The 12,797-nt window shown below is 73.6% G+C and carries 14 protein-coding genes; all 14 read right to left on the bottom strand.

Annotated elements, in window-relative coordinates:
- Positions 1-1,023 carry an alpha-ketoacid dehydrogenase subunit beta gene (locus BLV02_RS34365; protein ID WP_069111361.1) on the bottom strand — a complete coding sequence of 341 codons (1,023 nt, stop codon included), beginning with the start codon at positions 1,021-1,023 and terminating at the stop codon, positions 1-3.
- Positions 1,020-2,048 (bottom strand): thiamine pyrophosphate-dependent dehydrogenase E1 component subunit alpha, encoded by a 1,029-nt coding sequence (locus BLV02_RS34360; protein WP_083288614.1) that lies wholly within the window; start codon positions 2,046-2,048, stop codon positions 1,020-1,022. The genes BLV02_RS34365 and BLV02_RS34360 overlap by 4 nt, the downstream gene beginning before the upstream one ends.
- A gap of 38 nt (positions 2,049-2,086) precedes the next feature.
- Positions 2,087-2,890, bottom strand: coding sequence for an ABC transporter permease (locus BLV02_RS34355; RefSeq protein WP_069111362.1), 804 nt, complete (start codon positions 2,888-2,890; stop codon positions 2,087-2,089).
- Positions 2,891-2,904: 14 nt separating this feature from the next.
- Positions 2,905-4,278: an ABC transporter substrate-binding protein gene (locus BLV02_RS34350; RefSeq protein WP_069111363.1), complete on the bottom strand. Its 1,374-nt coding sequence runs from the start codon at positions 4,276-4,278 to the stop codon at positions 2,905-2,907.
- Positions 4,279-4,303: 25 nt separating this feature from the next.
- Positions 4,304-5,140 (bottom strand): ABC transporter permease, encoded by an 837-nt coding sequence (locus BLV02_RS34345; protein WP_069111364.1) that lies wholly within the window; start codon positions 5,138-5,140, stop codon positions 4,304-4,306.
- Positions 5,137-5,949, bottom strand: a complete 813-nt coding sequence (locus BLV02_RS34340; protein ID WP_216094214.1) for an ABC transporter ATP-binding protein — start codon at positions 5,947-5,949, stop codon at positions 5,137-5,139. Before BLV02_RS34340 ends, BLV02_RS34345 begins: the two co-directional genes overlap by 4 nt.
- A complete protein-coding gene (locus BLV02_RS34335; RefSeq protein WP_069111365.1) occupies positions 5,946-6,326 on the bottom strand; it encodes a cupin domain-containing protein in 381 nt (126 codons plus the stop codon). The genes BLV02_RS34340 and BLV02_RS34335 overlap by 4 nt, the downstream gene beginning before the upstream one ends.
- Positions 6,323-7,243 (bottom strand): polysaccharide deacetylase family protein, encoded by a 921-nt coding sequence (locus BLV02_RS34330; protein WP_069111366.1) that lies wholly within the window; start codon positions 7,241-7,243, stop codon positions 6,323-6,325. The genes BLV02_RS34335 and BLV02_RS34330 overlap by 4 nt, the downstream gene beginning before the upstream one ends.
- Positions 7,244-7,247: 4 nt before the next feature.
- The gene (locus BLV02_RS34325) at positions 7,248-8,066 is read right to left on the bottom strand and encodes a MerR family transcriptional regulator (protein WP_069111367.1); all 819 of its coding nucleotides are present in this window, start codon (positions 8,064-8,066) and stop codon (positions 7,248-7,250) included.
- Positions 8,067-8,182: 116 nt separating this feature from the next.
- Positions 8,183-9,088 (bottom strand): hypothetical protein, encoded by a 906-nt coding sequence (locus tag BLV02_RS34320; RefSeq protein WP_074946910.1) that lies wholly within the window; start codon positions 9,086-9,088, stop codon positions 8,183-8,185.
- A gap of 16 nt (positions 9,089-9,104) precedes the next feature.
- Complete coding sequence (locus tag BLV02_RS34315) at positions 9,105-10,499, bottom strand: dihydroorotase (RefSeq protein WP_069111369.1); 1,395 nt, start codon at positions 10,497-10,499, stop codon at positions 9,105-9,107.
- Positions 10,480-10,884 (bottom strand): nuclear transport factor 2 family protein, encoded by a 405-nt coding sequence (locus BLV02_RS34310; protein WP_069111370.1) that lies wholly within the window; start codon positions 10,882-10,884, stop codon positions 10,480-10,482. The genes BLV02_RS34315 and BLV02_RS34310 overlap by 20 nt, the downstream gene beginning before the upstream one ends.
- Positions 10,881-11,774: a mycofactocin-coupled SDR family oxidoreductase gene (locus BLV02_RS34305; RefSeq protein ID WP_069111371.1), complete on the bottom strand. Its 894-nt coding sequence runs from the start codon at positions 11,772-11,774 to the stop codon at positions 10,881-10,883. Before BLV02_RS34305 ends, BLV02_RS34310 begins: the two co-directional genes overlap by 4 nt.
- Positions 11,774-12,790, bottom strand: a complete 1,017-nt coding sequence (locus tag BLV02_RS34300; protein ID WP_069111372.1) for an oligopeptide/dipeptide ABC transporter ATP-binding protein — start codon at positions 12,788-12,790, stop codon at positions 11,774-11,776. The genes BLV02_RS34305 and BLV02_RS34300 overlap by 1 nt, the downstream gene beginning before the upstream one ends.
- Between the last annotated feature and the right edge of the window lie 7 nt (positions 12,791-12,797).

Below are 12,797 nucleotides of genomic sequence, written 5' to 3'. Positions count from 1 at the left end.
TCAGGCCACCAGCGCGCGGGCGGCGGCCTCGATGCGGGCGACGCCGGGCCGCACCGCGTCGTCGAGCGGCAGCGAGTACGGGATCGGCACGTGCGCCCGGGCGACCCGTGCCGGCGGCACGGCCAGCGACACGCCCGCCTCCAGGACGGACGCGACGATCTGGGCGCTCAGCCCGGCGAAGGCGTAGTCCTCGTCGACGACCAGCAGCCGGCCGGTGCGCCGCACCGAGGCGACGATGTGGTCGACGTCGAGCGGGACGATGGTGCGCAGGTCGACGACGTCGCAGGAGATGCCGTCGTCGGCCAGCCGGCTGGCGGCCCGCAGGCAGTCGTGCACGGTGTGCGACATCGACACGACGGTGACGTCGTCGCCCGGGCGGATGGTGCGCGCGACGCCGAGCGGGACCTCGTAGTCGTCCTCGGCCACCGGCACCGCGGTCCACTCCTCCACCCCCAGGCCATACGGGATGGCCAGCAGGCTGGAGTGGAAGAAGAACACCACCGGGTCGTCGCAGCGGATCGCCGCCCGCAGCAGGCCCTTGGCGTCGTGGCTGGTCGCGGGCGCGACGAGACGCAGGCCGGGGATGTGCGCGAAGGTGCCGTAGAGCGTCTGAGCGTGCACCGCGCCCTGCCGCAGCGGGTTGCCGACCTGCGTCATGATCGTCATCGGGACCCGGCGCCGGCCGCCGGTGCAGTAGCCGATCTTGGCGATGTAGTTGTAGATCTGGTCCATCACGACGCCGGCGAAGTCGACCCGCATCAGCTCGACCACCGGCCGCAGCCCGCGCTGGGCGGCGCCGGCGGCCAGCCCGAAGAAGGCCGCCTCGGAGATCGGGGTGTCGAGGATGCGCTCGTCGCCGTACCTCGCGTGCAGGCCGCGGGTCTGGCCCGCCACCCCGCCCATGACGCCGACGTCCTCGCCCATCAGGAAGACGCCGTCGTCCTCGGCGAAGGCGAACTCCAGCGCCTCGACCATCGCCTCGGTGAAGGTGAGCTGCCGTCCGGCCGGCACGGTGGTGGTCATGCGAACAGTCCTTCCAGCGCGTGCGCGGCATCGGGGAACGGCGAGGACTCGGCGAAGCGCAGCGCGTCGTCGAAGGCGGCGGCCGCCGCGGCCCGGGTCTCGTCCAGCCACTCCTCGGTGACGACGCCCGCGGCCAGCAGCCGCGCGGCGTAGGCCGGCAGGCCGTCCGCCGCGGTCTCGTCGTCGAGCTCGCCGGCCGGACGGTACGACTGGTTGTCGCCCTCGAACGCGCCGCGCAGCCGGTGGGTGCGGACGACGACGAGGCTGGGCCCGTCGCCGGCGCGGGCCCGGGCCACCGCCGTGCCGAACGTCTCGATCAGCGCGTCGACGTCGGAGTCGTCGACCGAGGCGCCGGGCATGCCGTAGGCGCTGGCCCGGACGCTGAGGTCGCCGACCGGGCTGGACCGGCGCCGCGGCGTGCTGATGGCGTAGCCGTTGTCCTCGATGACGAACAGCACCGGCAGCCGCCAGAGCGCGGCGAGGTTCATCGACTCGTGCACGACGCCCTGGTTGCTGGCGCCGTCGCCGATGACCGCCGCGGCCACCCCGCCGGTGCCGCCGCGCCGGTGCGCGAACGCGTGCCCCAGGGCGACGGCGGTCAGCTGCGCCATGATCGCGCTGTTCTCGAAGTTCACCGCCGGGTCGTTGAGCATGAAGTCGCCGCCGCGGCCGCCGCACAGCCCGGTGGCGCGGCCGTAGATCTCGGCCAGCATCGGCCGCCACGCCACGCCCTTCGCGACCGCCAGCGAGTGCGACCGGTGCGTCCCGGCCGCGTAGTCGTCGGCGGTGAGCCAGCTGCACAGCGCGGCCGGCCCCGCCTCCTGCCCGGTGGACAGCTCGATGTTGCCCTGGATGGGGATGCGGAACTCCAGGCTGTGGTCCTCGAAGGCGCCGTTGCGCCCGCCGAAGGCGCCCTTGGCGTGGGCGCGCTGCTTCGCGAACTCGGCGCCGAGCCCGTCCTCGAACGCGCGCGCGGCGATCATGGTCGCCAGGACGCCACGGCGCCGGTCGTCGTCGATCGTCACCTCTACCTCTTCTCCTCGGCGGGATCTCCCGCCGAACGTCAGTCCCTGCTCCAGGCGGTCGTGCGCCGGATCGCCCAGCGGAACACCGCGTCGGTGACCATCGCGATCACGGAGATCCAGACCAGCCCGGCCATCACGTAGTCGGTGCGGAACAGCCGCGCCGCCGACGACATCACCCGGCCCACGCCGACCTGCGCGCCCAGCAGCTCCGCCACGACGGCCAGGCCCCAGGCCAGCTGCAGGGTCACCCGCACTGAGCCCAGCAGGCCGGGCAGCGCGCCGGGCAGCAGGACGGTGCGCGCGACGGCCCATCGGCCGGCGCCCATGGTCCGGGCGTAGTCGCGGACGTGCGGCGGGAAGTCGCGGACCGCGGTGTACGCCGCCACCTGCATGACCAGCACCGTGTAGCCGACGATCAGGGCGAACTGCGGCACCGGCCCGATGCCGAACCACAGCACGAAGAACGGCACCGCGACCAGGCTGGGCACCAGCCGCAGGATCTCCAGCGGCGGCTGCAGCAGCCACCGCACGCCCTGCACGGTGGCCAGCGCCCAGCCCAGCGCGCAGCCCAGCAGCGCCCCGGCGGCCACCGCGACCACGGTGTGCCAGAGCGTCGCCCAGATGTGCGGGAGGAACCCGCCGGAGCCGCCGCCCTGCGCCGCGATGACCGGCGACGACGTCAGGCTCTCGGCCATCACCCGCAGGACGGCGTCCGGCCCGGGCAGCCGTGTCGGCACCGTCCTCGTGCTCAGCCACGCCCACAGCGCGAGCAGCAGCAGCGCACCGGCCAGGCCGGCCAGCCGGCCGCCGGCCCGCCGCGTCACGGACACCACGATGGACACCGCGCGCTCCCGGGTCAGGCGTTGAGCTTCGCGGCGTTGGCGAAGCGGTACGCGTCCAGATAGTTGCGGGCGGCGAAGAACTCCTCCGCCCGGGCGAGCTGTTCGGCCGCCTGGCCGGTGAGGCCGCCCGCCGCCGTCAGTTCGTCGATGAGCTCGCCGCTCTGCTCGCGCAGCGAGTCCAGCGTCAGCCAGGTGCTGTCGGCCCACGAGACGTCGGACGCCTCGTGCTCGCCGGTGAGCAGGCCCGCGTCGCGCAGGCTCTCGACCGTCGCGTCGATCGGCTTGGACCAGTAGAACGGCGACGACTCGTCCTGGAAGAACTCGGTCTGCTCCTCGAACGAGTAGAACGGGTCGATCCGCTGGTCCAGCGTCTCCGCGTCGGCCATGGTGAACGACGTGCCGGCGATGCTGTTGATGAACGGGATCTGGATGCCCGCCGCCGCCTCGGGGTCGGTCTTCTTGAGGTCGATGATCCGGTAGCCGACCGACGCCAGCCGCAGCGCCGTCTCCGGGTTCGCCTGCAGCCAGGAGACCTCGGCCGCCAGCCCGGTGTTGACGACGACGGTGAGCAGCTGCTCGGCGTTGCCGTGCTCGACGATGTCGCTGGTGCTGACCAGCGGGATCCAGCCCTCGGCGATCAGCGCGACGATGTTCGGCCCGGACGCCGGCGCGACGAAGTCGGCCCGGCCGCTGATGGCCAGCTGCTGCATGGTGGTGTCGTCGAGCACGTTGGACTCGAAGTCGTCCGTGGTCAGCCCGGCCGCCTCCAGCGCCACCTCGCGGAACGAGCGCGGGCTGGCCTCGTCGGTGACGTACACCGTCTGGCCCACGATCTGCTCCAGCGCGGCGACGACGGCGTCGTCCCAGTCCAGGCCGTCGTCCATGAAGTCGGCGGCCGAGCGCGCCCCGGTGCCCGGCGCGGCCAGGAACGCGTGCCCCATGAAGATGTCGCGCGACGTGAACACCCGCGCTGTGACGCCCTGGTCCAGCGAGGACGTCCAGATCTGCGGGACCATCGTGCCGACGTCGATCTGCCCGGCCAGCAGCTGCGGCGCGATCTGGTCCATCCCGAGGATCGTCCCGGACGGCTGCGGCGTCACGGTGATGCCGGCGTCGGTGAAGTAGCCCAGCTCGATGCCGATCTGCTCGGTGCTGTGGTCCCAGAACGGGGCCTGCGCGAGCCGGACCTCGACGTCGGGGACGGCAGGGTCGGCGTCGGTGAGGTCGACGCCGAGGACGCCGTCCCACGCGCCGACGCCGACGTTGGTCAGGCTCTCGTCCAGAGCGGGGGTGGTGCCGTCGCCGGACGAGTCGTCGCCGCACGCGCCCAAGGCGCCGAACGACAACCCGGCGAGCGCGACGAATGCCGCGGTGCGCCTGGAGATCATCGGTGAACTCCTGTCTGTCGGAGGGTCAGCCGTTCTCGCGCGGGACCCAGCGGGTGAGCCGGGCGAGAACCTGCGTCAGGACCAGCTGGGAGGCGACCGCGAGCACGGTCAGAACGCCCGCGACCACGACCATCCGGTCGGTCAGCTGGAACATCTGGAAGAAGAGGATGAGCCGCCCGAGACCTTGCTGGGTGCCGAGGAACTCGGCGGCCATGACCATGGCCCAGGCCAGCCCGACGACGACGAGGGTGGTCGCCGCCAGCTGCGGGACGATGGCCGGTGCCACGACGGTGCGCAGCACGTCGGCGCGGGTGGCGCCGAGGGTGCGTGCGTAGGTGACGTGGACGGCGGGGACGGACGCGATGGCCTCCTGCGTCGCGACCATCATCATCAGCCCGGTCCCGAACGCGACGAAGACCACGATCCCGGTGGTCGTGCCGCCGAACCAGATGACGAAGAGCAGGGTGAGTGCGAACAGCGGGACCTGCCGCAGCGTCTGCAGCACCGGCGAGAACGTGCGCCGGAACCAGCCCGCCGTGGCGAGCAGGAACCCGAGCGCGACGCCGGCGACCATGCCCAGCGCGGTCCCGCCGAGCACCCGCAGCGTCGTGACCAGGGCTTGCTCACCGAGCACCCGGGCCGCGCCGCTCAAGCTGGGGTCCGCGACGCCGGTCAGCTGCTGGCCGCCGGTGGTGTCGACGCCGGCCAGCGCCGGCAGCGCCTCGCCGAGCACGTCGGACAGGTGCGGCCAGACGATCTCCGGGTTGGCGCTGCGCCCGCCGACCACGTACGCGCCGATCTCCCACGCGGCGACCAGCGCGAGGCAGCCCAGCGCGCTGACGGCGAGCCGGTGCAGCCTCACAGGTAACCCCAGAGGTGGCTCCTGGCCTGCTGGATCTCGGCGCCCATGCGCAGCTCCGGGTCGCGCGGGCGGCCGAACGGGACGGCGAAGTCCTCGGCCAGCCGGCCGCCGGCCAGCACCAGGATGCGGTCGGAGAGGTAGAGCGCCTCCTCGATGTCGTGGGTGACGAACACCGTGGTGACGCGGCGCCGCTCCCAGATCCGCAGCAGCTCGTCCTGCAGGTGCACGCGGGTCGAGTAGTCGAGTGCCCCGAACGGCTCGTCCATCAGCAGCACGGCCGGGTCGTTGGCCAGCACGGCCGCGATCGCCACCCGCTTCTTCATGCCGCCGGACAGCTGCTTGGGCAGGTAGTCGGCGAACTTCGTCAGCCCGACCAGCTCGATGAACTCGGCCGCCCGCTCGGCCCGCTCGGCGCGCGGCAGGCCGGCCCGCTCGAGGCCGTACTCGACGTTGCGGCGCACGGTGCGCCACGGCAGGATCGCGTCCTGCTGGAACACGACGCCGCGGTCGGCGCCCGGCCCGGTGACCGTCTGCCCGCCGACGACGATGCGTCCACCGGTGGGCGTGGCGAGGCCGGCGATCAGGCTGAGCAGGGTGGTCTTGCCGCCGCCGGACGGCCCGATGACGGACACGAACTCGCCGGCGCCGATGCCGAAGCCCACGTCCTCGAGCACCCGGTGCTCCTCGGCCCGGCGGCCGCGGCCGGTGCGGAACGCCATGTCGACGCCGGCGGCCTCGATCAGCGGCTGCCCGTCCTGGACGGCCGTCACCGCGGGGGTCGTGGCGGAGCTGTTCGTCGTGCCGGTCATGACAGGCTCCCTTCTCGGGCCGGACGGTCGCGTCGCACGGTGACCGGTCCCGGCTCGCCGCCGAAGGCGAAGATCATCGAGGCCGGCTCAGCGCCGGGGTTGGTGAAGCCGTGCCAGCACCCGGCCGGGACGGTGAAGTGGTCGCCGCGCCCGACCCGGCGGACGTCGCCGTCCAGCTCGGCGTCGAGGACGCCCTCGTGCACCAGCACGAACTCGGCGACGTCGTGCCTGATCAGCGGCGTCGAGCCGCCGGGAAGCAGGTGGGTGACGCCGGCGTGCAGCCCGTAGCCGGGGTGGCCGGACGGCGCCGGCTCGGCGGCGAGCACGGCCTGCTGGACGGGCGCGGCGGACGGGTCCGGCGCCGGCAGGGCCGTCACGCGACACCCTGCTCGTCGAACTCCGTGGCGTCGCGCCGCAACCAGGCGTCGGCGATCTCCTCGCGGGTCGCGAACCACACGCCGTCGTGGCCCAGCGCGTACTCGATGAAGTCGCGCAGCGCCCGGATGCGCCCGGGCCGGCCGATGATGCGCGGGTGCAGGCCGAACGAGAGCATGCGCGGCGTCCGCTCGGACTCGCGGTACAGCTCGTCGAAGCTGTCGGTGAGGTACTCCGTCAGCAGCGCCGCGGTGGCCGGCCCATTGGCCTGCCAGAACCGGAAGTCGTTGACGTCGGGCGAGTACGGCACGACCAGCCGGCGCTCGCCGCCGGCCAGCACGAAGTACGGCACGTCGTCGGCGTAGGAGTCGCTGTCGTAGCGGAAGCCGCCCTCGGCGACCAGCAGCTCGCGGGTGCGGGTGCTCGGACCGTAGCGGCAGTACCAACCGGACGGGCGGCGGCCGACGGTCTTCTCCAGGCTGGCGACGGCGAGCCGGATGTGCTCGGCCTCCTCCTGCTCCGTCAGCCGGAAGACCTCCTCCCAGCGGTACCCGTGGCTGCACACCTCGTGCGCGCTGTCGCGGACGTACGCGGCGACGTCGGGGTTGAGCTCGAACGCCTGGGCGCAGGCGAAGATCGTCAGCGGCACCTCGAAGGAGTCGGCGACGTCGAAGACGCGCCAGACGCCGACCCGCGCGCCGTACTCGTACATCGACTCCATCGCGAGGTTCGCGACGTCGGCGGGGTACGGGTACTGGCCCCACTCGGTGCCGGTCTCCTGTTCGGGGTCGCCCATGGCGAAGCTGCGCTCGGAGCCCTCCTCGTAGTTGAGCACGAGCGAGACGGCCAGCCGCGCGCCGTTGGGCCAACGCCCCGCCGGCAGCCGGCGCCCGTACCCGACCAGGTCACGAGTCCTCACGTCATCAGTCCTTCCGCGGTGCGTGGCTGCTGGAGCCGGCCTGCCAGACGCCCCGCTCGGTGGTGATCCACAGCACCTCCGCCTCGACGTCGCCGCGGTTGGCCCACGAGTGCGGCACCTGGCTGTCGAAGTGGACGGAGTCGCGCGGCGTGAGCACCCGCACGGCCTCGCCCAGGGCGAGTTCGAAGCTGCCGGACAGGACGACGAGGAACTCCTCGCCGTCGTGCTGGTACGTGTTGTCGCTGTGCGCGCCGGGCTGGACGACGGCCAGCTGCGGCTCGAGCAGGCCCTGGTGGCCGGAGAGCCACTCGTAGGTGATGCCGGGCGCGATGTCGACGCGCTTGCCCGAGCCGAGGCGGTGCACCGGCGACTCCTGCTGCGCGTCGACTCGCACGTCGCCGTGCAGCGCCGCCGTCAGCCGGGCCGCCGCCGTCGGGGACGGTGCGCTCACCCCCCGCTCGACCGCGCTGAGGAACGACACGCTCAGCCCGGAGCGCTCGCTGAGCTGCTTGAGCGTCAGCCCGGCCCGGCGGCGCGACGTGCGCAACTGGAGGTCCGTGCCCGGTGTGGCCGGCGCCGCCGGCTGGGCGTCGCCGAGGCGGGCGTACTCCTCGCGCTCCAGCTCCCGCCGGATGGCGGGCGCGTTGAGCCCGCGGACCCGGCGCCACCACTGGATCTTGCGCAGCCGCTCGAGGTCGGCCTCGCTGTAGCGGCGCCGGCCACCCGGCCCGCGCTGCGGCTGGACCAGTCCCTGCGCCTCCCACAGCCGGAGCGTGCCGCTGCTGACGCCGACCAGCTGTGCCGCCTCGGTCACCGTGTACACCCGGCCTCCTCCACTAGAACTACATCGTTACTGTAGCTGCGAAACAGGAGTTGTGGGGCGTTCGATTGCACTTTTATTGAAGCGTTACTGTAGCTCCGGCTCTGGTTGAGTGGGCGTCAGGCCCAGGTGGCGAGCCCGGTGGCGAGGTCGCAGGCGAGGGCCGCTTCCAGGGTGCGCACGTCGCAGTGGAAGGGGACCACCACCGACCGGCCGGCCGCCGTCACCGCGGAGGCGTCGACCAGCGCGTCCGCGGAGCCGAGTGCGTCGGCTCCGCCGGCCGGGCCGGGACGGACGTCGAGGCGGGTGCGGCGGGCCGCGGACGTGATGCGGCGGACCACCGCGGCCGCCTCGACCGGCTCCTCGACGGCGAGGTGGAGCACGGCGGTCGCGACCGCGCGCTCCGCGCCGTCGACCACCGTCACGCCGGCCACCCCGTCTGCGGCGGGCCAGGGGGAGACGACCGCGCCGGCGGCGCCGCCGCGAGCGGCCAGCGCCGACGCACGGTCCGGGTCGGCGCCGGAGCCACCGCCGACGGCGACGACGGCCGCCGCGGCGACGGCCGAGAGCGGCCGGACCGCCGCGGCGATCTCCTCCGCCGCCCATCCCACCGCCGGCGGCACGACCACCGCCTCCGGCGCGACGGACGCGGGCCGGCCGAACCGGACCACCCGGGGCGCGGACTCGGTGAGCCAGCCGGGCAGCGGCCGGTCCCAGTCCGCCGCGAGCACCACGACGTCCGGCTCGACCGGTTCACCGGCCGGTGCGGCGACGTCGAGGAACGGGATGGTGTCGTGCCGCAGCCCGCCGCGGCCGTACCGTCCGGCCAGCACGACGGCGTCGGCGCCGACCTCGACGGTGCCCTTGAACCGGCTCGCGGCCGAGCCGTACTCGAAACCGTAGGCCAGCCGCTCCCGGTCCGGCCCGGTGGCCAGCCCGACGAACTCCAGCTGCTGGATGCTCAGCCCCTGCCGCAGGAAGTAGCGGGTCGCGGCAGAGTCACCCAGGACGACGACGCGCGTCATGGACGGCGCTCCTCTCTCAGTCGACGATGATCGGGCCGGACGGCAGCAGTTGCCCGGCCGGCGGGTCGGCGACGGCGCCGTCGCCGATGACGACGACACCGGCCCGCACGACCGTGGTGATGCGGCCGTGCACCCGCAGGCCCTCGAACGGCGTGTAGTCGCTGGCCTGCTCCAGTCCGGCGGCGGAGATCTCGGTCTCGCCGTCGCGGGACCACAGCACGAGGTCGGCGTCGGACCCGGCCCGCACGACGCCCTTGCGCGGGTACAGGCCGCTGAGCCGGGCCGGCCCGGCGGACAGCAGCTCGACGGCGGCCGACACCGGCAGCCCGCGGTGCACGACCAGCTCGGACAGCACGACCGGCAGCCGGGTCTGCACGCCCGGCATCCCGAACGGCATCTGCCGCAGCTCGTGCGCGTTGGCCGACTTGTGCTCGCGCCGGAACGCGCAGTGGTCGCTGGCGATGGTGTCCACCTGCCCCGCGAGCGTCCGCGCCAGCAGCGCGTCGACCGTCGGACGGGCCCGCAGCGGCGGACAGCAGGTGAAGCACTCCCCCGACCGGCCGGCGTAGGCGGACTCGTCCAGCAGCAGGTAGTGCGGGCAGACCTCGGAGAACGCCGGGACGCCGGCGGCCCGCGCGGCGCGGGTCAGCTCGGTGGCGGCGGGCGTGGACTGGTGCACGAAGTAGACCGGCGCACCCTGCTCCTGCGCCAGCGCGAGCACGTGCGCGACGGCCTTCTCCTCGGCCGATTCCGGCCGCGCCTCGACGATCTTCTCGTACGGGATGGGCCCGGCGCCGGCGAGCTCGGCCAGCAGCCGCTCGATGGTCGTGTTGTCCTCGGCGTGCACGTAGGTGAGGCCCTGGTGCGGACGCAGCGCGCTCATCACCGCGGCGATGAGCTTGTCGCCGGCCATCAGCTCGTCGCGGTAGGTCGTGTAGACCTTGATGGTCCGGACGCCGAGGCGCACCAGCTCGTCGATCTGGTCCAGGTTCCCGACGTGCTCGTCGGTGAAGCAGCCGTGCAGCGCGTAGTCGGTGACGGCGCCGCGGCGGGCGCCCTCCTGCCGCTCCAGCACCGCCGCGAGCGGGTCCTGGCCCGGCCGCGGGATGGCGAAGTCGACGATCGTCGTGGTGCCGCCGGCCAGCGCCGCACGGGTGCAGGCCTCGTGCCCCTCGGAGGTGACGACGTCGCCGAAGGTGATGCCGACGTGTACGTGCGGGTCGACGCCGCCGGGCAGGATCCACTGGCCGGTGCAGTCGCGCACCTCGCCGGCCGTGTACGCGGGCGCGGCGCCGGCCGGCCAGACGGCGGCGATCCGCCCGCCGGCCACGGCGACGTCGGCGCGGAAGTCGCCGTCCGCGTTGGCCACGGTCCCGCCGGTGAGGACGAGGTCAAACTGTGGCACGGACATCGCTGCTCCTCAGGTCCCGGACACAGATCGCCACGGCGCCGACCAGCCCGCCGGTCACCGTGAACGACTCGAACGTCTCGACGTGCACGGCCCCCGCGCCCTCGGCCGGCTCGGCCTCGACGAACCACCGCTGGGTGAACACGCCGCCGTCGGCGCTGACGCACACCGGGCCGTGCCGCCGGACGGCCAGCCGGGTGCACCGCGACGCCAGGTCGGCGGTGAGCCGCAGCAGGTCCGCGCGGGTTCCGGCGCCGCCGGGCAGCTGCGGGTCCTCCAGCCGCAGGCCGGGCGCGAGCAACTCCGCGAGGGCATCGACGTCGCCGGTGCTGCGGGCCGCCTCGTAGACGGTGAGGAAGCGCTCGCGCCACCCCGCCGCGTCGGTCACGAGACCAGTCCCTCGGAGCTGCTGCCGTCCAGGCGCATGGCCGCGTCGCGGGCGTTGAACGGACCCTTGATCATGAAGCCGAGGTCCAGCGGCAGCACGATGCCGGTGATCGCGCGGGTCTCGTCGCCGGACAGCCACACCACGGCGTTGCTGACCTCCTCCGGCTCCAGCCACGGCCGCTCGATCAGGTTGAGGCTCTGGAAGATCGGCGCGGCGTCCTCGGCGGTGGCGTCCGCCTTCCCGGTGAACAGCTTGAACAGCACCGGGTTGAGCGCGAGGTCGGTCCCGACGGCCGACGGCGCCAGGGCGTTGACGCGGATGCGGTGCGCGGCCAGCTCCAGCGCCAGGCACTGCGTGACGCCGATGACGCCGTACTTCGCGGCGCCGTAGTGCACGTGGTTGGGGTACGGCGTGAGGCCCGCACAGGACGACGTGACGATGATCGAGCCGCCGCGGCCCGCCTCGATCATCGGCCGCAGCGCCGGGCGGATGGTACGGAACACGCCGGTGAGGTTGACGTCGATGACGGCGTCCCAGGCCTCGTCCGACATGTCGATGGTGGCGTCGATGGAGTCGATGCCGGCGTTGGCGACGACGATGTCGATGCGGCCGAACCGGTCCATCGCCTGGTCGACGACGGCGCTGGTCTGCGCGGAGTCGCGGACGTCGGCCCGGACCGCCAGCATCTCGCCGCCGGCGGCCTCGACCAGCTTCCGTGTCTCCTCCAGATCCGCCGGCGACGACATCGGGATCTTCGTCGCGGGGATCTGCTCGCAGAGGTCGAAGCCGACGATCCTGGCGCCGGCGCGGCTGAGCGCCAGCGCGTGCGAGCGCCCCTGGCCCCGGGCCGCGCCGCTGATCAGGGCGACCTTGCCGGAGAGATCGGTCATCAGGGGGTCTCCTTCCTGAGAGTGGACGTCAGTTGCCGGTCGCGGCTGCGGGTCCGCTGACGGATGCAGGCCACGTGGTGCCCGGCGACGGCGTCGTCGATGAGCGGCGGGACCGCCGTGCGGCAGTCGTCGCCGGCGATGGCACACCGCGAGGCGAACGCGCAGCCAGGCGGCAGGTCGATCGGGCTGGGGATCTCGCCCCGCAGCACCCCGAACCCGTCCAGCCGGTCCGGGTCGGGGAAGAGCACCGAGCCGAGCAGCGCCTCGGTGTAGGGGTGCAGCCGGCGGCCGAACACGTCGCCGGAGGCGGCCGCCTCCACGACGCGGCCGAGGTACATCACCGCGACCCGGTGCGCCAGCGACTCGACGACGGCGAGGTCGTGCGTGATGAACAGGTAGGACACGCCGGTGGACTGCTGCACGTCGTGCAGCGACCGCATCACCTCGGCCCGGGCGATCGGGCTGAGCGCCGACGTCGGCTCGTCCAGCACGATGAACCGCGGCCGCGTCACCAGCGCTCGGGCGATGCCGACCCGCTGGCAGGCGCTGCCGCTGAGGTCGTGCGGCCGGGTCTTCGCCGTGATGCCGGCCAGCCCCACCGCCTCGAGCGCCGCCATCGCGCGCTGCGTGCCGTCGCGCGACGACTCCTCCAGTTCCAGCCGCCGCAGCGGCTCGCGGACGCTGGCCAGCACCGGGCGGCGCGGGTCGAGCGAGTCGTAGGGGTCCTGGAACACCGCCTGGACGCCGGCCCGGTAGTCGCGCCGCTGCCGCCGGTCCATCTCGTCCAGCGCCGTGCCCTGGTAGACGATCCGCCCGGACGTCGGCGCCAGCAGGCCGAGGATCATCCGGCCGACCGTCGTCTTGCCCGAGCCGCTCTCGCCGACCAGCGCGACCGTCTCGCCCGCGCCGAACGTCAGCGACACGTCGTTGACGGCCTGCACGACCTTGTCGCTGCCCTTGACCGGGAAGTGCCGGACCAGCTCGGCGCACTCCAGCACCGTCTCGTCGTTGGTCATCGCCGCC

This window comes from Jiangella alba, assembly GCF_900106035.1.
GTDB classification, from domain to species: domain Bacteria; phylum Actinomycetota; class Actinomycetes; order Jiangellales; family Jiangellaceae; genus Jiangella; species Jiangella alba.
Note: the sequence above shows the minus strand (reverse complement) of the source record. Positions and strands in the feature narration are given on the sequence as shown.